This is a genomic window from Caballeronia sp. Sq4a (assembly GCF_023170545.1).
Taxonomy (GTDB): Bacteria; Pseudomonadota; Gammaproteobacteria; order Burkholderiales; family Burkholderiaceae; genus Caballeronia.
Window position 1 is genome coordinate 2,549,887 of sequence record NZ_CP084250.1, and the last position, 22,619, is coordinate 2,572,505.

20 protein-coding genes and 1 riboswitch are annotated in these 22,619 nt (G+C 64.3%); of the genes, 2 read left to right on the plus strand and 18 right to left on the minus strand.

The genetic code is table 11. The annotated features are described in order from the left end of the window. Positions 1–34 precede the first annotated feature (34 nt). From hisG to LDZ24_RS12175, 15 genes are all read right to left on the minus strand, one after another. Positions 35–727: an ATP phosphoribosyltransferase gene (gene hisG, locus LDZ24_RS12105; protein WP_175946518.1), complete on the minus strand. Its 693-nt coding sequence runs from the start codon at positions 725–727 to the stop codon at positions 35–37. After that, on the minus strand, positions 724–1,995 hold the full coding sequence (gene murA / locus LDZ24_RS12110; protein WP_248320604.1) for a UDP-N-acetylglucosamine 1-carboxyvinyltransferase: 1,272 nt from the start codon (positions 1,993–1,995) through the stop codon (positions 724–726). Before murA ends, hisG begins: the two co-directional genes overlap by 4 nt. A gap of 187 nt (positions 1,996–2,182) precedes the next feature. Beyond that, on the minus strand, positions 2,183–2,422 hold the full coding sequence (locus LDZ24_RS12115; protein ID WP_035506651.1) for a BolA family protein: 240 nt from the start codon (positions 2,420–2,422) through the stop codon (positions 2,183–2,185). A gap of 19 nt (positions 2,423–2,441) precedes the next feature. Then, the gene (locus tag LDZ24_RS12120) at positions 2,442–3,197 is read right to left on the minus strand and encodes an ABC transporter permease (RefSeq protein ID WP_244847352.1); all 756 of its coding nucleotides are present in this window, start codon (positions 3,195–3,197) and stop codon (positions 2,442–2,444) included. Beyond that, entirely contained in the window at positions 3,194–4,120 is a 927-nt protein-coding gene (locus LDZ24_RS12125) for an ABC transporter ATP-binding protein (protein WP_175946512.1), read from the minus strand. Before LDZ24_RS12125 ends, LDZ24_RS12120 begins: the two co-directional genes overlap by 4 nt. Before the next feature lie 211 nt (positions 4,121–4,331). Next, positions 4,332–4,619 (minus strand): lipid asymmetry maintenance protein MlaB, encoded by a 288-nt coding sequence (locus LDZ24_RS12130; protein WP_175946510.1) that lies wholly within the window; start codon positions 4,617–4,619, stop codon positions 4,332–4,334. After that, a complete protein-coding gene (locus tag LDZ24_RS12135; RefSeq protein ID WP_175946508.1) occupies positions 4,616–5,248 on the minus strand; it encodes a phospholipid-binding protein MlaC in 633 nt (210 codons plus the stop codon). Before LDZ24_RS12135 ends, LDZ24_RS12130 begins: the two co-directional genes overlap by 4 nt. Before the next feature lie 124 nt (positions 5,249–5,372). Then, the gene (locus LDZ24_RS12140) at positions 5,373–6,326 is read right to left on the minus strand and encodes a VacJ family lipoprotein (RefSeq protein WP_248320605.1); all 954 of its coding nucleotides are present in this window, start codon (positions 6,324–6,326) and stop codon (positions 5,373–5,375) included. A 9-nt stretch (positions 6,327–6,335) separates the two neighbouring features. Further along, the gene (gene mlaD / locus LDZ24_RS12145) at positions 6,336–6,944 is read right to left on the minus strand and encodes an outer membrane lipid asymmetry maintenance protein MlaD (protein ID WP_244847355.1); all 609 of its coding nucleotides are present in this window, start codon (positions 6,942–6,944) and stop codon (positions 6,336–6,338) included. A 93-nt stretch (positions 6,945–7,037) separates the two neighbouring features. Next, positions 7,038–7,805, minus strand: a complete 768-nt coding sequence (gene mlaE, locus LDZ24_RS12150; RefSeq protein ID WP_248320606.1) for a lipid asymmetry maintenance ABC transporter permease subunit MlaE — start codon at positions 7,803–7,805, stop codon at positions 7,038–7,040. Further along, positions 7,802–8,617 (minus strand): ABC transporter ATP-binding protein, encoded by an 816-nt coding sequence (locus LDZ24_RS12155; RefSeq protein ID WP_248320607.1) that lies wholly within the window; start codon positions 8,615–8,617, stop codon positions 7,802–7,804. The genes mlaE and LDZ24_RS12155 overlap by 4 nt, the downstream gene beginning before the upstream one ends. Positions 8,618–8,714: 97 nt before the next feature. Beyond that, a complete protein-coding gene (thiE, locus tag LDZ24_RS12160; RefSeq protein ID WP_248320608.1) occupies positions 8,715–9,797 on the minus strand; it encodes a thiamine phosphate synthase in 1,083 nt (360 codons plus the stop codon). After that, a complete protein-coding gene (locus tag LDZ24_RS12165; RefSeq protein WP_248320609.1) occupies positions 9,794–10,600 on the minus strand; it encodes a thiazole synthase in 807 nt (268 codons plus the stop codon). Before LDZ24_RS12165 ends, thiE begins: the two co-directional genes overlap by 4 nt. 19 nt (positions 10,601–10,619) lie before the next feature. Beyond that, a complete protein-coding gene (gene thiS, locus LDZ24_RS12170; protein WP_159837137.1) occupies positions 10,620–10,817 on the minus strand; it encodes a sulfur carrier protein ThiS in 198 nt (65 codons plus the stop codon). A 20-nt stretch (positions 10,818–10,837) separates the two neighbouring features. Then, complete coding sequence (locus LDZ24_RS12175) at positions 10,838–11,968, minus strand: FAD-dependent oxidoreductase (RefSeq protein WP_248322350.1); 1,131 nt, start codon at positions 11,966–11,968, stop codon at positions 10,838–10,840. A gap of 191 nt (positions 11,969–12,159) precedes the next feature. Further along, a riboswitch (TPP riboswitch) is annotated at positions 12,160–12,282 on the minus strand. Positions 12,283–12,593: 311 nt separating this feature from the next. Between LDZ24_RS12175 and LDZ24_RS12180 the strand changes: the two genes are divergently transcribed. After that, the gene (locus tag LDZ24_RS12180; protein WP_248320610.1) at positions 12,594–14,336 is read left to right on the plus strand and encodes an ABC transporter ATP-binding protein/permease; all 1,743 of its coding nucleotides are present in this window, start codon (positions 12,594–12,596) and stop codon (positions 14,334–14,336) included. Positions 14,337–14,404: 68 nt separating this feature from the next. Here the strand turns inward: LDZ24_RS12180 and LDZ24_RS12185 are convergent, their stop codons facing one another. The 3 genes from LDZ24_RS12185 to LDZ24_RS12195 all read right to left on the minus strand — a co-directional run bounded on the left by LDZ24_RS12185 (position 14,405) and on the right by LDZ24_RS12195 (position 21,668). Beyond that, complete coding sequence (locus LDZ24_RS12185; protein WP_248320611.1) at positions 14,405–15,871, minus strand: glutamate synthase subunit beta; 1,467 nt, start codon at positions 15,869–15,871, stop codon at positions 14,405–14,407. Between the two features lie 78 nt (positions 15,872–15,949). Then, complete coding sequence (locus LDZ24_RS12190) at positions 15,950–20,653, minus strand: glutamate synthase-related protein (protein WP_248320612.1); 4,704 nt, start codon at positions 20,651–20,653, stop codon at positions 15,950–15,952. Positions 20,654–20,960: 307 nt separating this feature from the next. Continuing rightward, positions 20,961–21,668, minus strand: a complete 708-nt coding sequence (locus tag LDZ24_RS12195) for a transposase (RefSeq protein WP_248320613.1) — start codon at positions 21,666–21,668, stop codon at positions 20,961–20,963. Between the two features lie 207 nt (positions 21,669–21,875). Between LDZ24_RS12195 and LDZ24_RS12200 the strand changes: the two genes are divergently transcribed. Then, on the plus strand, positions 21,876–22,601 hold the full coding sequence (locus LDZ24_RS12200) for an OmpW family protein (protein ID WP_371747348.1): 726 nt from the start codon (positions 21,876–21,878) through the stop codon (positions 22,599–22,601). Positions 22,602–22,619 lie beyond the last annotated feature (18 nt).

Genomic DNA, 22,619 nt, shown 5'->3' on the forward strand with positions numbered 1-22,619 from the left:
TTGTGCTGTGGACGGCCCGCGCGAAGCGGCCGCCCTAGTTGTTCGTTGCTGCCGAGGCGCGCTCGAACGCGTCGAGATAGGGCTTCAGCGCCGCGCGCTTCAACTTGAGCGCCGCCTGATTCACCACCAGTCGCGACGAAATCTGCATGATTTCTTCGACCTCGACCAGGTTGTTCGCGCGCAGCGTGCCGCCGGAGCTCACCAGATCGACGATCGCATCCGCGAGGCCGACGAGCGGCGCGAGTTCCATCGATCCGTACAGCTTGATCAGATCGACGTGAACGCCCTTCGCCGCGAAGTGTTCGCGCGCCGTTTCCGTGTACTTCGTCGCGACACGCAGCCGCGCGCCCTGGCGCACCGCGTTGGCGTAGTCGAAGCCTGCCTTCACGGCCACCGACATCCGGCAGCGCGCAATGTTCAGATCCACCGGCTGATACAGACCGCCGCCGCCATGCTCGATCAGCACGTCCTTGCCCGCCACGCCGAAATCCGCCGCGCCGTATTCGACGTACGTCGGCACGTCGGTCGCGCGCACGATGATCACGCGCAGGTTCGGGTTCGTGGTCGGAAGAATCAGCTTGCGCGAGCTTTCCGGATCTTCGGCGACCTGCACGCCGGCTGCCGCGAGTAGCGGCACCGTTTCCTCGAAGATACGCCCTTTCGAGAGCGCGAGCGTGAGCGGCGCGCTGGCCTCGACCGACGACGACGTCTGCGGCAACGAGCTCATTGCTCGCTCCCGCTACCCTTGATGCGGCGAACGTTCGCGCCGACCGCCGTCAGCTTCGACTCCATGCGGTCATAGCCGCGATCCAGATGGTAGATGCGGTCGATCAGCGTTTCGCCGTCCGCGCACATCGCCGCGATGACGAGGCTCGCCGACGCGCGCAGATCGGTCGCCATGACCTTCGCGCCCGACAGTTGCGCGACGCCGCTCACGAGCGCCGTGTTGCCATCGACCGTGATGCTCGCGCCCAGGCGGTTCAGCTCCTGCACGTGCATGAAGCGGTTCTCGAAGATGGTCTCGACCACTTGCGACGTGCCGCTTGCAATCGCGTTCAGCGCCATGAACTGCGCCTGCATGTCGGTCGGGAACGCGGGATATTCGGACGTGCGAATGTTCACGGCTTCCGGCCGCTTGCTCATGCGCACGCGCATCCAGTCTTCGCCTTCCTCGATGGAAACGCCCGCTTCGCGCAGCTTGGCCGTCACGGCGTCGAGCAGCGACGGGCTCACGTGACGCAGCGTGACATCGCCGCCCGCCGCCGCGACCGCGCACAGGAACGTACCCGCTTCGATGCGGTCCGGCACCACGGCATGACGCGCGCCATGCAGCTTTTCGACGCCCTGAATCACCAGCCGGTCCGTGCCGATGCCTTCGATCTTCGCGCCCATCGCGACGAGCAGATTCGCGAGGTCGCTCACTTCCGGCTCGCGCGCCGCGTTTTCGATGATCGTTTCGCCATCGGCCAGCACCGCCGCCATCAGCAGATTCTCGGTGCCGGTCACAGTGATCATGTCCGTGATGATGCGCGCGCCCTTCAGACGCTTCGCGCGCGCCTCGATGAAGCCGTGCTCGATGTTGATCTCGGCGCCCATCGCCTGAAGGCCCTTGATGTGCTGATCGACCGGACGCGCGCCGATGGCGCAGCCGCCCGGCAGCGACACCTTCGCTTCGCCGAAACGCGCGACGAGCGGCCCGAGCACGAGGATCGACGCGCGCATGGTCTTCACCATCTCGTACGGCGCGACGAGGTTATCCACCTTCGACGCGTTGAGCGTCACGCGGCCGTCGGTCATGGCTTCGGACTGCACGCCCATCTGACGCAACAGTTCGAGCGTGGTGCGCACGTCCTTCAGGTTCGGCACGTTCGACAGATGGACGTCGTCGGCGGTGAGAAGGCTCGCGCACAGAATCGGCAAAGCCGCGTTCTTGGCGCCCGATACGGTGATTTCGCCGGAGAGCTTCGCGCCCCCCGTAATGACGAGTTTGTCCATGATTGCTTGTCCTTCGACCGAGCGTCCTGCTGCGGAGCCGGATTCGGCGCCGCGGTTATCTTGAATGTTCCGCACTCTGTGCTGCCTGGTTCTGCCTGCTTCTACCGGTCGTGCCGGGTGTTGCTAGCTGTTGCTGAGGGTTGGGCGTGTGGCCTGCGTGTGACTTGTTTGGCTTCGCCGGATGGATTCAGGCCGATTTCCATTCGTCGGGAGTGAGGGTCTTCATGCTGAGCGCATGAATCTCCTCGCGCATGCGCTCGCCGAGCGCCGCGTAGACCAGTTGATGACGCGCGATCAGGCGTTTGCCGACGAACGCATCGCTCACGATGGTCGCGAAAAAATGCTGGCCGTCGCCTTCCACTTCGAGATGCTGGCACGACAGACCGCCAGCGATGTAGTCCTTCACTTGCTCGGGAGTCGGCAACATGGGATTGTCTCCTTGAGATTTAGTGACGCAGCTTGTAGCCGCTCGCGAGCAGCCGCACCGCGATGAGCGCGAGCACGACCAGAAAGCCGCCGACGATGCACAGGCTCAAGAGCGGGTTCACGTCCGACGAGCCGAAAAAGCCGTAGCGGAAACCGTCGATCATGTAGAAGAACGGATTCAGATGCGACACCGCGCGCCAGACGGGCGGCAGCGAATGCGTCGAATAGAAGACGCCCGACAGGAACGTGAGCGGCATGATCAGGAAGTTCTGGAACGCGGCCAATTGATCGAACTTGTCGGCCCAGATGCCGGCGATCAGACCGAGCGTGCCGAGAATCGCCGAGCCGAGCATCGCGAACGCAATAATGTAGAGCGGCGCGGAAAATGACATCGGGATGAACCATATCGTCACGATGAAGACGCCGAAGCCGACGCACAACCCGCGCACGACCGACGCGAGCACATACGCGAAGAACATCTCCCAATGCGCGATGGGCGGCAGCAGCACGAACACGAGATTGCCCGTGATCTTCGACTGAATCAGCGACGACGAACTGTTCGCGAATGCGTTCTGCAACACGCTCATCATCACGAGGCCGGGCACGAGAAAGCTCGTGTACCCGACACCCGGATAGACCTGCACATGCCCGGTCAGCGCGTGACCGAAGATGGTGAGATAAAGCAGCGCGGTGACGATAGGCGCGAGCACCGTCTGAAACGACACCTTCCAGAAGCGCAGTAACTCCTTGTAGAACAACGTCTGGAAACCGCTCATGAAAGCCCCTCGACCATTTCCGGCTCGTTCATGACCTGAAGGAACACGTCTTCGAGATCGGCTTTGCGCACTTCGATTTCGTCGAACGTGCAGCCCGCCGCGCGACATTTCGCGAGGATCGGCTCGACTTCGTCGTAGCTCGACAAGCGCAGGAGGTGCTGCGCGCCGGATACCGCTTGAGGATCGACTTCCAACGAGCGCAGGTCGGCGGGCAGCACGCCGCTCGAAAAGCGCAGATAGAGCTGCATGCCAGCGAAACGCTGCAACAGCGCGCTCGTGCGCTCAAGCGCGACGATCTCACCGCGGCGAAGCATCGCCAGGCGGTCGCACAGCGATTCGGCTTCTTCGAGGTAATGCGTCGTCAGCACGATGGTATGTCCCTCGCGATTCAGGCGCGAGATGAACTTCCAGAGCGTCTGCCGAAGCTCGACGTCGACGCCGGCCGTGGGTTCGTCGAGCACGATCACAGGCGGCCGATGCACCAGCGCCTGCGCCACCAGCACGCGGCGCTTCATGCCACCGGACAGCGCGCGTGTGTTGACGTCGGCTTTCTCGGTGAGATCGAGGTTCGCCATGACCTCGTCGATCCAGTCGTCGTTGTTCCGCAGGCCGAAATAGCCCGACTGGATGCGCAGCGACTCGCGCACCGTAAAGAACGGATCGAACACGAGCTCCTGCGGGACGACGCCGAGCGCCCGACGCGCCGCGCGAAAATCGCTGACGACATCATGACCGCGCACGCTGATCGTGCCGCTATCGGCCCGCGCGAGTCCCGCGAGAATGCTGATCAACGTGGTCTTGCCCGCGCCGTTCGGGCCGAGCAGGCCGAAGAACTCGCCCTCTTCCACCGTGAGGCTCACGCCCTTGAGCGCCTGCAGATCCTTGTAGCGCTTTCGGACGTTTCGGATTTCTATGGCTGACATGAACAGTGCGCGCGCCTCGTGCGGCCGCGCCTCGATTGTGCGGATTACGCGTGACGGACCCGGGCTCGCTTCAAAAGGGGCCGGGTTCGGGCCCGAAAAAACGTTTGATTATAGGGCAAAGCCGGTAGAGCCGACGTCGGAGCGATCCTGTTTGCGGCGGTGCTCACGCTGATGAACGCCGCCGCGCCTGAGCATATGAGTCAGGACAGGATCAATGTCGGAAGGTGAGCAGCGTGTCGACGCCATAGGCTTGCGCAAGACTGGCAAGCCCGGAGGGAATGTTGACGATACCGAGCGCGGCGCCGCGCGCAGTGGCCGCGCGCTGCCATGCGAGCAGCACGGCGAGCGCGGACGAATCGAACTGCCGAAGCGGCGCGCAATCGACTTCCGTCGCGCCCGCGGCGATGCGCGAAAGGCCGGCTTCGAGCGCGGCCTTCGCGCTTTCGTGAGTCAAGGACGCGGCCGTCTGGAAACGGCCGCCGGTGCCGACTGCGCTCACGACGAAGCCTTGCCGCTCGCGAGTTGCTGGTTGCGCTGCGTGAGGAACTGCAGCAGGCCGTCGACGCCGTGTTGCGAGATCTGCTCGCTGAACTGCTGCTGATACGCCTGAATCAACCATGCGCCGAGCACGTTGATGTCATACACGCGCCAGCCTTGCGGCGTCTTGTACAGGCGATAGTCGAGCTCGACCGGCTGGCCGTTGTTCATCACCACCGAGCGAACGACGACATCGGTGTCTTCCGGCGATGCGCGGAACGGCTTGTACTGAATGGTCTGATTGCGCACCTGGCTGAGCGCGCCCGAATACGTGCGGATCAGCAGCATCTTGAATTGCTCGACGATCTGCTTTTGCTGCTCGGGCGTGGCCGAATTCCAGTTGCGGCCCATCACGAGACGCGTGGTGCGCGTGAAGTCCGTGTACGGCAGGATCTTCTGGTTGACGAGTTCGGTGATGTGCTGCACGTCGCCCGACTGAAGCTTCGGGTCCGACTTGATCTGATCGAGAACCTGCTGCGTGACGGTCTTGATCATGCCGTCGGGCGAGCTGGTATCGACCGTTTGCGCCGACGCCGCGCCGCAGAACGCCATCAGCATGGCAAACAAAGGAAGCAAGAAGAGTTTTTTCATCGCAGACCCTGCAAAAGAAGTGGCTTGGATTGGAGTGCGCCGCTTGAACCAAGTTCAGGCCGCGCACCGGCCAATCTGTAATAAACGCTGTCAATCATGTTACCGCGCGTTAGCGTGGATGCGCTCAACGCAGGCGGAACGAAGGGAAGCCGGGCGGCGCACGCGGCGGCACGTACTGATTGCCCGGCACGGTCGCGCCGCTAGAACTCGCGGCGTTCGGCGTGGCTGCGGTTCCCGAAGCAGGCGCCGCGCCCGACGCGCCTTCCGCCGCCGACGCCGCAGCGGGCGGCACCGCCGTTGCCGATGCGCCCACCGCGCCGCTCGCGCCGCCCGGTTCGGCGTACGTCGGCAGCGGCGCTTCGTCGTAGTTCGGCATGCTGCCGGTATCGCCGTCGGTGTCGCCGTGAATCAGATACTGCCGACGCTGCAAGTACGCGTTACGCACGAACGAGTATTTGTCGAGCGCGGCATCGGCGAGTACGTCCGTCGCGCCGAGCAGATTCGCCCGCGTATTGACGAGGTTCACGCCATACAGCGCCCAACTCACGGAATCCGGACTCACGTATGTCAGCGGACTGCCGAAATAGTCGACCACCAGACCGCTCGTATCGCGCACCGTGCTCGGCCCGAGCAGCGGCAGCACGAGATACGGACCCGACGGCACGCCGTAATGACCGAGCGTTAGGCCGAAGTCGCCGGAGTGCTTCGGCAACTTGGCGACGGTCGCCACGTCGAAGAGGCCGCCGACGCCGAACACCGTGTTGATCGCGACGCGCATGATGTCGGAGACGCCATCCGCTATCTTCAACTGCAGCAGATTGTTCGCCGCGATGTACACATCGCCGATATTCGAGAAGAAGTTCGTGACGCTGTTGCGCACCGGCTCCGGCACGCTCCACACGTACGCCTTCGCGACCGGCTTCAGCGCGAACTGGTCCACCTTGTCGTTGATGGTGAACATCGTCCGGTTGTAACTCTCGAACGGATCGCCCTTCGTGGGCGTCGTCACCGTCGCGCAACCGGCGAGCGTCACCGCCGCCGCCGAGACAAGCACGCGCCGCAGCCCCATCGCGTACATAGCTTCTCCTTATTGAGCCGAGCCCGATGCCGCGCTCGCTGCCGCCGCGCCCGACGCCGCGGGTGCGGCGGGTGCGGGTGCAGCGCCCATGGCGCTGGCCGCGCCCGGGAACGCCGGCGCGGCAGCGGCCGGCGCGGCCGGCGTTGCTGCCTTCGACGCGCCCGAATCCGCCGCCTTGTTGTAGAGGAACTGTCCGATCAGGTTTTCGAGCACGACAGCCGATTGCGTCATCGTGATGGTGTCGCCGTTCTTGAGCATCTGATCGTCGCCGCCCGGCTCGAGGCCGATGTACTGCTCGCCGAGCAGACCCGAGGTCAGGATCTTCGCGGACGAATCCTTCGGAAACTGGTACTGCTTGTCGATGTCGATGGTCACGACCGCCTGATACGCGTTCGGGTCGAAGCCGATGGAGCCGACGCGCCCGACCGTCACGCCCGCGCTTTTAACGGGCGCGCGCGGCTTCAGGCCGCCGATGTTGTCGAACTTGAGCCGAACGGCGTAGGTTTGCTGGAACGACAGGGAACTCATGTTGCCGGCCTTCAGCGCGAGAAACAGCAGCGCCACGAAACCGAGCACCACGAAGAGGCCGACCCAAAAGTCGAGAGCAGTCTTTTTCATCGTCTTTCCAAAGAGAATCTTGTCGCGGGTTGCGCGTGATGGTCTGTGCCCTTCACAACGCCCACGCCCTCGCGAGCGTCCGCGAGTGGTCCATTAGCTGAACATCAACGCGGTCAGCAGGAAGTCGAGGCCGAGCACGGCGAGCGACGCGTACACGACCGTTTTCGTCGTCGCGCGCGACACGCCTTCGGGCGTCGGCCGGGCTTCATAGCCCTGGAACAGCGCGATGAACGTCACCGCGAAACCGAACACAACGCTTTTCACGACGCCGTTGCCGACATCGCGCCAGACATCCACGCCGCCCTGCATCTGCGACCAGAACGCGCCCGAATCCACGCCGATCAGCAGCACGCCGACCACATAGCCGCCGATCACGCCGACCGCGCTGAAGATGGCCGCGAGCACCGGCATCGAGATGATGCCCGCCCACATGCGCGGCGCGACGACCACCTTGATGGGATCGACGGCCATCATTTCCATTGCCGTGAGTTGCTCGCCCGCCTTCATGAGGCCGATTTCCGCCGTCAGCGACGTGCCAGCGCGCCCGGCGAAGAGCAGCGCCGTGACCACGGGCCCGAGTTCGCGCACGAGCGACAGCGCGACGAGCAGCCCGAGCGCCTGCTCCGAGCCATAGCGGTTGAGCGTGTAGTAGCCCTGCAAGCCGAGCACGAAGCCGACGAACAGGCCCGACACCGCGATGATCACGAGCGAATAATTGCCGACGAAGTGGATTTGTTTCGTGACAAGCCGCGGGCGGCGCAGCAGCGGGAAGAATTCGAGCACGAGACGCACGAGCATGCGCGTCGCGTAACCAGCGGTGCCGAAGCCGTCGAGCACCCAGCGTCCGAGTGCGCTGATCATGCCTTGCCTCCGATGCCGAAATCCGCCGCGAGGTTCTGGCTCGCGTAGTGGAACTTGAAGGGGCCGTCGGGCGTGCCGTCGATGAACTGGCGCACGGTCGGGTCCTGCGACGCGCGCAGTTGCGCCGGCGTGCCTTCCGCATGGATGCCGCCGTTGGCCACGAAGTACACGTAGTCGGCGATGGCGAACGACTCCGGCACGTCGTGCGAGACGAGAATGGACGTGGCGCCGAGCGCGTCGTTCAGCGTGCGAATGAGCTTCGCGGTGATGCCGAGCGAAATGGGATCGAGGCCGGCGAACGGCTCGTCGTACATCATGAGTTCGGGATCGAGCGCGATGGCGCGCGCGAGCGCCACGCGACGCGCCATGCCGCCCGAGATTTCCGACGGCGCGAGATCGCGCGCGCCGCGCAGGCCGACGGCGTTGAGCTTCATCAGAACGAGATCGCGGATAAGCGCTTCGGGCAGATCCGTGTGCTCGCGCAGCGGAAACGCGACGTTCTCGAAGACCGTCTGATCCGTGAAGAGCGCGCCGAACTGGAACAGCATGCCCATCTTCCGGCGCAGCGCGTAGAGGCCGTCGCGGGTCTGCGCGCCCACGTCCTGCCCGCCGTACAGCACCTGGCCGCGGCTCGCCTTGACGAGACCGCCGATCAGCCGAAGCGTCGTGGTCTTGCCGCAGCCCGAGCCGCCCATGACCGCGACGACCTGACCGCGCGTGAAGCGCATGTTCAGGTTCGACAGGACGAGCCGGTCGCCGTAACCGAAGTCGACGTCGCGTAGCTCGAGCAGAGTCTCAGAAGAGGCTGGCACTGGGTAAGAAATTCCGTTGACGCAAAACGCCGCATTATAGGGCCTGCGTGCAATCGGTGCTTTGCCTAGTGCGCGGTGCCTAATTTTTTCGGAACTGTCAGCATTGACCTGCAAAGTTTTGTTGCAGCAATGTGACCGCCTGAGCAGTATCCGGCGCTTCGGTCACCGCGCGCACGACCGCCGCGCTGCCCACGCCCGTCGCGAGCACGTCGCCGATCACTTTGCCGTCGATTCCGCCGATCGCGACGAGCGGCACCCGGCCGCGCAGAAGCTGCACGTAGCGGCGCAGGCGGGCAAGCCCCTGCGGCTTGGTCGGCATGACCTTCGTCGTCGTCGGGAAGACGGCGCCGAGCGCGAGATAGCTCGGCCGGAAATGCAGCGCGCGCAGCATTTCATAGTAGCCGTGCGTCGAGAGGCCGAGGCGCAGGCCGGCGCCCGCAATCGCGCTCAGGTCGGCGGTCTCGACGTCTTCCTGGCCGAGGTGCACGCCGTAAGCGCCCGCCGCTATCGCCTCGCGCCAGTGATCGTTGATGAAGAGCCGCGCCTGATGACGACGCCCCGCCGCCACGGACCGCTCGATCTCGCGTCGAAGATCGTCGGCGTCCGCGCTTTTGCGGCGCAGTTGCGCCGTGGCGACGCCCAGCTCGAGCACGCGCTCCACCCATTCCGCGCTCGGCAGAACGGGATAGAGGCCGAGCGCGTCGGGGCATGCGGGGAATGCGGGCTCCGGCGCGGGCGGAAGGTCGCTCACGCGCGGAAACGTCGCGAAATCGACGGGCCAGGCGTCGTCTTTCGACTCGTCGCCGGTGCGCCAGGCCAGCGCCAGAACGAGTGCATCGTGCGGCTCGAAGTTGCAGTCGAGAAACGCGGCGAGCGCGGCGAGCCAGTCGTCGGAGCGCTCGCCGTCGAGCACGAAACGCGCGCCGTTGCGCGTCAGCGTCACGCGCGAGCCGTGCGCTTCGAGCAGGGCGGCGTCGCCGGCAAGCGCGCCGGGATCGGATTCACGCGGGCCCGTGAGCACGATCAAATCCTGCGCGCCGGCCGATTCGGGCGCGGTCAGGCAGATGCGCCAGCGCGTCGACGCGGCGGGCCAGTCGCCCAGACGCGCGCGGATGCGCTCCGCGACTTCCAGGAGTTCGTCCGCCGGCGGCCAGAACACTTCGCGACCGAGCAGGCTCATGCCGCACCTCCGTCCTGATGCCAGAACGGCATGCCGACGACCGGCGTGCTTGCCTGCGCGCTGTCGCGCTCGGCCATCGGACCGGCGAGGAACGCGCTGCGGCCCGCTTCGACGCCCAGCGCAAATGCACGCGCCATCTGCGGCGGAAACGTGGCCTGCGACACCGCCGTGTTGAGCAGCACGCCGTCGAAGCCCCACTCCATCACCTGACACGCGTGCGACGGCACGCCCAGACCCGCATCGACGATCAGTGGCACGTCCGGCAGCCGCTCGCGCAGCGTGCGCAGGCCGTACGGGTTCGTCACGCCCTTGCCCGTGCCGATGGGCGCGCCCCACGGCATCAGCGCTTCGCAGCCGGCATCGAGCAGGCGCCGGCCGATCACCAGATCTTCGGTGCAGTACGGCAGCACCTTGAAGCCGTCGCGCACGAGCTTCGCCGCCGCTTCGACCAGGCCGATCGGGTCGGGCTGGAGCGTGTAATCGTCGCCGATCAGTTCGAGCTTGATCCACGGCGTGTCGAAGACTTCCCGCGCCATGTAGGCAGTTGTCAGCGCTTCGTCGACGCTCTGGCAGCCCGCGGTGTTCGGCAACAGCGCGACGCCGTGACGCTTGAGCACGTCGAAGAAGCCGGCTTCGCCCGTCTCCGACTGGCGGCGCAGCGCGACCGTCACCATGCCGGGGCGCGCGGCATCGATGGAATCGGACAGCGATTGCAGCGACGGATAGCGCGACGTGCCGAGCAGCACGCGGCTCGGAAATGCCTGGCCGTAGAGCGTGAGCACATCGGCGGTCTGTGTGGTCATGATGGAATCCTTCGTGTGTTCAACCGCCCGCGACGGGCGAAACGACGTCGAGCTTGTCGCCCGGCGCGAGCGTCTTCGTGCCATGCTCGCCGCGCGCGACGAACTGGCCGTTGAGCGCGACTGCGAACGGCGGCTTCGCGCCGAACGCGGCGAGCGCGTCAGTCACGGTCGCGGCATCGGGCAAGGTGAACTCGCGCTGATTGATGTGGATGTTCATGGTTCTGTCTCTGAATCGTGTCACGCGGGCACGGCCGCGAACGCGCCGTGCAGCAGCTCGGGCCATGCGGCATCGCCGCGGAACTGCGCGAACGAAGCGGCGTCGCGCACCGCTCCTCCGATGAGCGCATCGGCGAGCGCGCACGCGGCATCGGCCACTTCGGGCGCGATCATGAAGCCGTGCCGATACAGCCCGTTCACGCGCAGCGTCTGCGCGCCATCCCAGGCAATGGCCGGACGATGATCCGGCAGCGTCGGCCGGCATTGCGAATTGAGTTCGAGAATGCGCGCTTCGCCGAATCCCGGATGCACGGCGAAGGCCGCGCTCAGCAATTCGAGCGCCGAGCGCACGCTGACGGGCGACATGTCCTCGCCCTCGACTTCCGTCGCGCCGATCACGTAGACGTCGTTCTGCTTCGGCGCGATGTAAAGCGGATAGCGCGGATGCAGCAAGCGCACCGGCCGCGTGAGCCCGATGCCCGGCGCATGCACCCGCGCCACTTCGCCGCGAATGCCGCGCAGCGCGGGCCACGCGGCCTTCGCGCCGAGACCGCGGCAATCGATGATCCAGCGCGCATCGGGCATGGCATCGACCGGCGTGTTCCAGTGCGTGCGCACGCCGCGCGCCGCCAGCCCCGCCGCGAGCGCCTTGAGCGCCTGCCGGTTGTCGAGCTGGCCTTCGTGCGGCAGCAGCCAGCCCTGCGCGAAGCGCGTCCCGAGCGCCGGTTCCGCCTCGGCGACCTGCGCGCCCGCGAGCTTGACGAAACCGCCGTCGAGTAGCGATACCGGGGCGTTCGCGCGCAGCCGGCGCTCGAAAAGCGGCGCTTCCGCGCGATCCGCGCCGTGCCAGACGACGAGCGTCCCGTTGCGCTGAAAGAAGACCGGCTCGGGCAATGCCGCGAGCACATCCGGCCAGCGCGCGAGCGACGCCGCGCCGAGTTCGACGACGAGCGGCTCCGCGCTCGTTGCCTCCGCGAGCGGCGCGAGCATGGCCGCGGCGACCCACGCGGCCGACTGCGAGCCGGCTTCGTCGCCACGCTCGTAGAGCGCGACGCCGTGCCCCGCGCCCGCAAGCTGCCAGGCGACGAGCCGCCCGACGAGCCCGCCGCCGATCACGGCGAAATCCGGCCGGCGGGCGTCGCCCTGTTCCATGCTGTTCACAATCCGATGTCTCCTCATCCGGTCGCGTGCGTCGCCTCGACGTACGCGAGCGTCGCCGCAGGAAGCGGCATACCGATTGACTAACGTGACGAATCAGCGGAGGAGAGACCTGCACGGCGGCCGTCAGACGCACCGAGCGGAAAAGGAAGACCGGAAGAGACTGGAGGAATGGCGCGGCGAACGCGCGTTCTCCGGAAACTTCCCTCGCCGGTATTACCCGGATCGGGTGCAAAGGGTCTCTCTCAGCCTCGCCGCGCCGGCCACCGTTGCCAGTGACGTCGCGCGAAGCACCCCTGTTTCGTCGCAGATCATTAGAGCATAAAAGGCAAAGCCGCTGCAAACCGGGATTGCCCGCTGCGGCCGTGGCGCTCCCGTCGTGCCGCGTCGTGCCGCGTCGTGCCGCGTCGTGCCGCTTCGGTCGCGGCCGGCGGCACTCTGGCACAATGCCCCGAACACCGGTTCATCGGACGATCGGGCCGAATTAAGCGACAGTTAAGGCAGCATCACAACAATCTGCGAACCCGGAACTGGCTGCGCGCACGTCGATGCCGCGCGCCGAACGGCAAGCGACACCGTCTCAACCCGCCGGCGATCCGGCGCACCCGAACACAAGGTCATGGTCAACACGAATCTCGAAAGCACGCAGCAGAAGGCGGATGACGTATCGGCGTGGAGCCTCATCAAACCTTACTGGGTCTCGGAAGAACGCGGCATCGCGTGGGGCCTTCTGGTCGCGATCATCGCGATCAATATGACGGTCGTCTGGATCAACGTGCGGCTCAACAGCTGGAACGCAGACTTTTATAACGCGCTGCAAAACAAGAACGTGCGCGACTTTCCGCACTTGCTGCTGATCTTCACGGGTCTCGCGTTCGCGTACATCCTGCTTGCCGTCTACGGCCGCTATCTCCGGCAAATGCTCGCGTTCCGCTGGCGGCAATGGCTCACGAACCGGTATCTCGAACAATGGTTCGGCGACAAGGCGTTCTACCGCATCGAACGCGACCGCCTCGCCGACAACCCCGACCAGCGTATCAGCGACGACCTGCAATCCTTCGCGACCACCACGCTTACGCTGTCGCTCGACCTGCTGTCGACGCTCGTCACGCTCGTCACCTTCATCACTATCTTGTGGACGCTCGCGGGCGCTCTGACGCTGACGCTCTTCGGCAAGCCGCTCGTCGTTCCGGGCTACATGGTGTGGGCCGCCGCCCTCTACGCGATCCTCGGCTCGCTCATCATCCAGAAGGTCGGGCATCCGCTCGTGTCGATCAACTATCAGCAGCAGAAAGTGGAGGCGGACTTCCGCTTCGGCCTGATTCGCGTGCGCGAAAACGCCGAGCAGATTGCGTTCTACGACGGCATCGCCACCGAAACCGCCAACGCGAAGAGCATCTTCCAGCGCATTCGCGACAACTGGTGGCTCATCATGAAGTACACGAAGCGCATGACCTTCGTGCTGTCCTTCTACGGGCAGATTGCGATCATTTTTCCGATCATGGTCGCCGCGCCGCGCTACTTCGCGGGCGCGTTCTCATTCGGCGTGCTGATGCAGATTTCATCGGCGTTCGGCACGGTCAGCGATTCCTTCTCGTGGTTCATCAACAGTTATTCGACGCTGGTCGAATGGCGCGCCACCGTCAACCGTCTGCGCGAGTTCAAGCGCGTGATGCGCTCGACGCATATCCGCGAGGAAACGTCGCCTGCGACGGAACGCGGCGGCATCAATCTGCATTACACGAGCACGCCGTCGCTGACGACGACCGGCCTCACACTCGCGCTTCCGAATGGCACGCCGCTTTCGCGCGTGGCGGACGTGTCGATCGAGCCCGGTTCGCGCTGGCTCGTCGTCGGACCGTCGGGTTCGGGCAAGAGCACGCTGATGCGCGCGCTGGCGGGCCTGTGGCCGTTCGGCGACGGCACCATCGACGCGCCCGTCGATGCGAAGCTGATGTTCGTGCCGCAGCAGAGTTATCTGCCGATCGGGACGTTGCGCGCGGCGCTGTCGTATCCGTCGCCGGCCACGACGTTCACCGACGAAGAATCGCGCGAAGCCTTGCGCGCCTGCAACCTCGAAGCGTACGCGGACCGGCTCGATGAAAGCGCGCACTGGGCGCGCAGCTTGTCGCCGGGCGAGCAGCAGCGGCTGGCTGCGGCGCGCGTGCTGCTGCACAAGCCGGACTTCGTGTTCCTCGACGAAGCGACGAGCGCGCTCGATGCGGAGAACGAGCTGCACATCTACAACACGCTGGTCGAGCGGTTGCCGAAAGCGGCCATCTTAAGCGTCGCGCATCGGGAGTCGGTCGCGATGTTCCATGACTACAAGATCGAGATCGAAAGGGCGATGGTGGAGGCTTGATTTCTTCGCGTAGATAGCAAAAAGGCCACGGAACGCGTGGCCTTTTTGCTTCACGATGCGTCGAACGATTACCGCGGCAACTCACTCGACCCCATCAAATACGCATCCACCGACCGCGCGCACTGACGCCCTTCGCGAATCGCCCAGACGACGAGCGACTGCCCGCGCCGCATATCGCCCGCCGTGAACACCTTGTCCACCGACGTGTAATACGCCTTCTCGCCTTCAGTCGTTGCCCGCACGTTGCCGCGCGCGTCCTTGTCGACGCCGAACGCTTCGAGCACCGGCGAAAGCGGCTGCGTGAAACCCATCGCGAGCAGAACCAGATCCGCCTTCATCTCGAATTCGGAATTCGGCACTTCTTGCATCTTGCCGTTCTTCCATTCGACGCGCGCCGCGATCAGCTTCTCCACCTTGCCGTTCTTGCCTTCAAAGCGCTTGGTCGCAACCGACCAGTCGCGCTCGCAACCTTCCTCATGCGATGACGACGTGCGCAGCTTGATCGGCCAGTACGGCCACACGAGCGGCTTGTTCTCTTCTTCAGGCGGCTGCGCGAGCAGTTCAAATTGCGTGACGCTCTTCGCGCCATGACGGTTCGACGTGCCGACGCAGTCCGAGCCCGTATCGCCGCCGCCGATCACGACGACATGCTTGCCCTTCGCGACGAGTTGATCCGCGACCTTGTCGCCCGCGTTGACCTTGTTCTGCTGCGGGAGAAACTCCATCGCGAAGTGGATGCCTTGCAGCTCGCGCCCCGGCACCGGCAAGTCGCGCGGCGTTTCCGAGCCGCCCGCGACCACCACCGCGTCGAACTGCTCTTTCAGTTCTTCCGGCGTGATGCTTTCCTTCGCCGTATTGCCGATGTGCGACGGGATCGCATCGCGGCCGACGAACACGTTCGTGCGGAACGACACGCCTTCCGCTTCCATCTGGCGCATGCGGCGGTCGATCAGCCACTTCTCCAGCTTGAAGTCGGGGATGCCATAGCGCAGCAGTCCGCCGATGCGATCATTCTTTTCGAACACGACCACGTCATGTCCCGCGCGCGCCAGTTGCTGCGCGACCGCGAGCCCCGCCGGACCCGAACCCACGACGGCGACTTTCTTGCCCGTCTTGTGCTTCGGCGGCTGTGGGGCGACCCAGCCTTCTTCCCACGCCTTGTCGATGATCTTGCGCTCGATCGACTTGATGCCGACCGGATCTTCGTTGATGCCGAGCGTGCACGCCGCCTCGCAAGGCGCCGGGCAGATGCGGCCCGTGAACTCCGGGAAGTTGTTGGTCGAATGCAGCACTTCGATCGCGCTCTTCCAGTCCTGGCGGAACACGAGATCGTTGAAGTCCGGAATGATGTTGTTGACCGGACAGCCGTTGTTGCAGAACGGAATACCGCAATCCATGCAGCGCGCGCCTTGAACCTTGGCGTCGTCGTCAGTCAGCGCAGCGACGAATTCCTTGTAATGCTTGACGCGGGTCAGCGGTGCTTCGTACGCCTCATGGCGGCGTTCGAATTCGAGAAAACCGGTTGCCTTGCCCATATCTTTCTCTGTATTGAGTGAGGATCGCGCTCTCCGATGCCTTTTCATCGGAGAGCCCTGACTTGTTGTGTTTCGGGCTTAAGCCGCCAGTGCTTCCTTCGCCTTTCTCGCGCCGATTTCGCCGAGCGCGCGCTTGTATTCGGTCGGGAACACCTTCACGAACTGACGACGCGACGCATCCCAGTTTTCGAGCAGCGCCTTCGCACGCGGCGAGCCGGTGAACTGAAAGTGGCGCTCGACGAGGCCCTTGAGCAGCGCTTCGTCGGTCTGGCCCGCGTGCCACAGCGCGCGATCCACCGTGCGCTCCTGTTCGGCTTGTTGCAGCACCGGATCGAGCGCGACCATCGACTTGTTGCACTTTGCGGCGAACGTGCCGTCCGGGTCGTACACGAACGCGATGCCGCCCGACATACCCGCCGCGAAGTTGCGGCCCGTTTCGCCGAGCACGATCACCGTGCCGCCCGTCATGTATTCGCAGCCGTGGTCGCCGGTGCCTTCGACAACCGCCGTCGCGCCCGAGTTACGCACGCAGAACCGCTCGCCCGCGACGCCGCGGAAGTACGATTCGCCTTCGATTGCGCCGTACATCACCGTGTTGCCGCAGATGATGTTTTCCTCGGACTTGCCGCGGAAGTCGTTGGTCGGGCGAATGATGATGCGCCCGCCTGACAAGCCCTTGCCGACGTAGTCGTTGCCGTCGCCGACGAGATCGAGCGTCACGCCCTTCGCGAGGAACGCGCCGAAGCTCTGGCCCGCCGTGCCCTTCAGCTGAATGTGGATGGTGTCGTCCGGCAAGCCGTCGTGGCCGTACTTCTTCGCGATCAGACCGGACAGCATGGCGCCGACCGTGCGATTCACGTTGCGCACCGGCTGAATGAACGAGACGTGCTCGCCCTTCTCGATCGCCGCCTTCGACTTCTCGATCAGCACGTGATCCAGCGCCTTGTCGAGACCGTGGTCCTGCACGTCCACATGCTTGCGCGCCACTTCTTCGCTGACCGGCACCTGATAGAAGATGCGCGAGAAGTCGAGTCCCTTCGCCTTCCAGTGCTCGACGCCCTTCTTCGTGTCGAGCAGATCGACGCGGCCGATCAGGTCGTCGAACTTGCGCAGGCCGAGCTGCGCCATGATCTCGCGCACTTCTTCCGCAACGAAGAAGAAGAAGTTGACGACGTGTTCCGGCTGGCCCGTGAACTTCGCTCGCAGCACCGGATCCTGCGTCGCGACGCCGACCGGGCACGTGTTCAGGTGGCACTTGCGCATCATGATGCAGCCTTCGACGACGAGCGGCGCCGTCGCGAAGCCGAACTCGTCCGCGCCGAGCAGCGCGCCGATCACGACATCGCGGCCGGTCTTCATCTGGCCGTCGGCCTGAACGCGGATACGGCCGCGCAGACGGTTGAGCACGAGCGTCTGCTGCGTTTCGGCGAGGCCGAGTTCCCACGGCGTGCCGGCATGCTTCAGCGACGACAGCGGGGACGCGCCCGTGCCGCCGTCATGGCCCGCGATCACGACGTGATCGGCCTTCGCCTTCGCGACGCCCGCCGCCACGGTGCCGACGCCCACTTCGGAAACCAGCTTCACCGAAATGCTCGACGACGAATTCACGTTCTTCAGATCGTGGATGAGCTGCGCCAGGTCTTCGATCGAATAGATGTCATGGTGCGGCGGCGGCGAGATGAGGCCCACGCCCGGCACCGAATAACGCAGCTTGCCGATGTAGTCCGACACCTTGTGGCCGGGCAGCTGGCCGCCTTCGCCGGGCTTCGCGCCCTGCGCCATCTTGATCTGGATCTGATCCGCCGACGACAGATATTCCGCCGTCACGCCGAAGCGCCCGGACGCGACCTGCTTGATCTTCGAGCGCAGCGAATCGCCGTCCTTCAGCGGAATGTCGGTGACGACTTCCTTGCCGATGATCGATTGCAGCGAGTCGCCGCTCTTGATCGGAATGCCGCGCAGTTCGTTGCGATAGCGCGTTTCGTCTTCGCCGCCTTCGCCCGTGTTCGACTTGCCGCCGATGCGGTTCATCGCGACCGCCAGTGTGGCGTGCGCTTCCGTGCTGATCGAGCCGAGCGACATCGCGCCCGTCGCAAAACGCTTGACGATTTCCTTCGCCGGTTCCACTTCATCGAGCGGAATGGCCTTAGCCGGGTCAAGCCTGAACTCGAACAGGCCGCGGAACGTCATGTGGCGCTTGGTCTGGTCGTTAATAAGGTGCGCGTATTCCTTGTACGTCTGGTACGAATTGCTGCGCGCCGAATGTTGCAGCTTGGCGATGGCATCCGGCGTCCACATATGCTCTTCGCCACGCACGCGGTACGCGTACTCGCCGCCCGCATCCAGCATGGTCGCGAGCACGGGGTTGTCGCCGAACGCATCGCGATGCAGGCGAATGGCTTCCTCGGCCACTTCGAAGATGCCGATGCCGCCGACCTTCGACGCCGTGCCCTTGAAATACTTTTCCACGAGATCCGACGACAGACCGACTGCTTCGAAGATCTGCGCGCCGGTGTAGGACATGTACGTCGAAATGCCCATCTTCGACATGACCTTGTGCAGGCCCTTGCCGACTGCCTTCGTGAAGTTGTAGATGGCCTTGTCCGCCGACAGGTCGCCCTTCAGCCCTTCGGCCATGTTGGCGAGCGTTTCCAGCGCGAGATACGGATGCACGGCTTCCGCGCCGTAGCCCGCGAGCAGCGCGAAGTGATGCGTCTCGCGCGCCGAACCCGTTTCCACGACGAGACCGGTGCTCGTGCGCAAGCCGTGCTGCACGAGGTGCGTGTGAATGGCGGACGTGGCGAGCAGCGCCGGAATCGCGACGTTGTCGCGGTCCATCTTGCGGTCCGACACGATCAGGATGTTGTAGCCGGACTTCACGGCATCGACGGCTTCAGCGCACAGCGAGGCAATGCGCGCTTCCACGCCTTCCTTGCCCCACGCGACCGGATAGCAAATGCTCAGTTCGTACGAGCGGAATTTGCCGCCGGTGTACGTGTCGATGGCGCGGATCTTCGCGATGTCCTTGAAGTCGAGCACGGGCTGCGACACTTCCAGGCGCATCGTCGGGTTGATGTTGATAGTGTCGAGCAGGTTCGGCTTCGGCCCGATGAACGAGACGAGCGACATCACCATGTTCTCGCGGATCGGGTCGATCGGCGGGTTCGTCACCTGCGCGAACAACTGCTTGAAGTAGTGATAGAGCGTCTTGTTCTTGCTGGACATGACCGCGAGCGGCGAATCGTTGCCCATGGAGCCGACGGCCTCCTCGCCCGATTGCGCCATCGGCGCCATCAGGAACTTGAGGTCTTCTTGCGTATAGCCGAACGCCTGCTGGCGATCGAGCAGCGCGGCGGCCTCGCGGCGCTGCGCTTCCACGTCCTCGGCCTTCGGCTCGATCTCGTCGAGCTTGATACGCACGGCGTCGATCCAGCTCTTGTACGGCTTCGCGTTCGCGAGGTTGTCCTTGAGCTCCTTGTCCTCGATGATGCGGCCCTGCTCCATGTCGATCAGGAACATCTTGCCCGGCTGAAGACGCCACTTCTTGACGATCTTCGATTCGGGAATGGGCAGCACGCCGGATTCCGACGCGAGGATCACGAGGTCGTCGTCCGTCACGATGTAGCGCGCCGGGCGCAGGCCGTTACGGTCGAGCGTCGCGCCGATCTGGCGGCCGTCCGTGAACGCAATCGCGGCCGGGCCGTCCCACGGCTCCATCATAGCGGCGTGGTATTCGTAGAACGCGCGGCGGTTGTCGTCCATCAGCGTGTGCTGTTCCCATGCTTCGGGAATCATCATCATCATCGCGTGGACGAGCGGATAGCCGGCCATCACCAGCAGTTCCAGACAGTTGTCGAACGAAGCGGTGTCCGACTGGCCCGGATAGATCAGCGGCCAGAGCTTCGGCAGATCGTCGCCGAGCACGTACGAGGCGATCGCGCCGGTGCGCGCGTTCAGCCAGTTGACGTTGCCCTTCACGGTGTTGATCTCGCCGTTGTGCGCGATCATGCGGTACGGGTGCGCCAGTTCCCACGCGGGGAACGTGTTCGTCGAGAAACGCTGGTGCACGAGCGCGAGCGCGGACACGACGCGCTCGTCTTGCAGGTCGCGGTAGTACACGCCGACCTGACCGGCCAGCAGCAGCCCCTTGTAGACGACCGTGCGCGACGACATGGACGGCACGAAGTATTCCTTGCCGTGCTTGAGCTTGAGCGCCTGAATGCGATGGCTCGCCGTCTTGCGGATGATGTAGAGCTTGCGCTCAAGCGCATCCGTCACGACGATATCCTTGCCGCGTCCGATGAAAATCTGGCGGATCAGCGGCTCGCTCGCCTTCACGGCGGGCGAAATGGGCATGTTGGCGTCGACCGGCACGTCGCGCCAGCCGAGCACGACTTGTCCCTCGGCCTTCACGGTGCGTTCGAGTTCCTGCTCGCACGCGAGGCGCGACGCGTGTTCCTTCGGCAGGAAGATCATGCCGACGCCGTATTCGCCAGCCGGCGGCAGCGTCACGCCCTGCTTGGCCATTTCCTCGCGATAGAAACCGTCCGGCACCTGAATGAGGATGCCCGCGCCGTCGCCCATCAGCGGGTCTGCGCCGACCGCGCCCCGGTGATCCAGATTCTCGAGAATCTTGAGACCCTGCTGAATGATCTCGTGGCTCTTCTTGCCCTTGATATGGGCGACGAAGCCGACGCCGCACGCGTCGTGTTCATTCGCGGGGTCGTACATGCCCTGCGCGGCGGGAAGCGAACCGACTGCCGGCTGCTGATGATCGTTCATGGGGACACCGTCTCTACTGTGGGGGCCGACTCGGCCGTTGAACCGTTTTGTTATCTCTCGCCCGGGCGCTTTCGGCTGCGCTGCAAGGCGCGGAGCCGATAGCGCAGCTTGCGCTGCATCGCAATAAACGCCGGAAATCGAAATATACGCGACGAATCAAAAAGATGGCAAATTAAATTCGATGGTCTGTCACCTATTATCGAAATGGTGCATCGCTGCCATATTTATTTGGTGCCATATCGCGAAGCAGCGAAAATAAACGGCGTCCCGCAAATCGGGCCACCGTTTGGTTCAGCGCGGCGCGCTCTTACTGCGTCTGGGGCGTTTCCCGAATCTTGCGCGGCCGGCCGCGCGGCAGCGGCGACACGCGGCGGTTCGCGGCACGCGCCGCCCACTCGCGATACGTATCGCTGCCGAGCACCCAGCCTTTGAGCGTCGCCTGAAGCAGACGGGTCGTCTCGCGCTCGTCGAGCGGTTGCTCGCTCAGTTCCTTGTACGCGTGCTGGCGCTCGAACGGCGTGTTGCCGAGCAGCCAGAAGAGCGAGTGGTCCGTGATCAGCGAATCCACCGTCAGCCCGATGTGATGCCGGTAGCTCGACCACTTGTAGTCCTGCGGCGACGCCACGAGCTGCGCGCGCACCGGCGCCATCTCCACGACGCGCGTGGCAAGCAGAAAGTACCGCTCTCCCTCGATGACCGTCGCGCGATACCGACCTTCCCACAATGTGCCGCGCCGCGTGTAACGCCGGTTGAAGTGCGCGACGTAACGCCGGCCGACCGCCTGCATCGCCTTGGGCAAGCTGGCTTCGTCGCGGGGCGTGACGAGCAGATGAACGGCTTGCGGCATCAGCGCATAAGCGTGGATGGCGAGGTGATGATCGCGTGAGGCCGTCCTCAGGCATTCGATGAAAAGCTCGTAGTCCTGGTCGTCGACGAAGGCGGGCTGCTGGTCGAGACCGCGCAGGATGACATGCTGCGGCTGTTCGGGGACGTAGAGTCGTGCAAGCCGTGCCATTCTGGATATTCCATGGGTCGCGTTTGTGTTACCCCAAGCGGGGGCTGACTGGAGACGCTGCTGCAGCGGGGACACAAGACGCATGCAAGGGCCGTGCAACGGGACTCCGAAGCGGTCTTTCGCCCTAGGGAAAATGCTCTACCGTGCCGCTATGGTGACTTTGAAATGATGTGTTCATAATGAGCGTGCTTTCAGGAGGAGCACAAATTGAAAATAAAACAAGTCATGGCGGGGATCGCAGCACTCGCATGCGTGTCCACCGCGGCACATGCGCAATCGGCTGGATCCATTTACGCAACTGCAGGCTGGTTTCACTTTGCACCGCAAGACAGCAGCGGTCCGCTCAAAGAAACAAGTGTAGGCGGATCTCCCGTTAATATCAGCGTACCCGGCACGGGCGCCGGCATCGGAAGCGCTGATACCGCCGGCTTCACGCTGGGCTACTTCATCACCGACCACATTGCCAGCGAGTTCGAGATAGGCATTCCGCCCTCCTTCGACCTCAATGGAACCGGAACGCTCTCGCAGTACGGCAAGATCGGCAGCGCCAAGCAGTGGAGTCCCACGCTGCTGTTCAAATACTTCTTCAACGCTCCTGACGCAAAATTCCGCCCGTTCGCCGGCATCGGCGTGACGCGCACCTGGTTCACCGACGCGCACATCACGAACAGCGCATTCGAGAGCACCGTGCTGCATGGTCCGACCACCGTCGATACGGATAGTTCGTGGGCACCCGTCTTCAATCTGGGCGCTCAGTACAATTTCACACAACACTGGTTCGCGGCGTTCTCCGTGTCCTTCATTCCGTTGAAGGCGACCGCCAAGTTGAGCACGCAGGCGCAAACGCCGGTCGGCACGCTCAACGTGCAGTCGCAGGCGAAGATCACCATCAATCCGATCGTGACGTATCTGCGCGTCGGCTATCGATTCTGATCGCGTGAGCAGCATTCA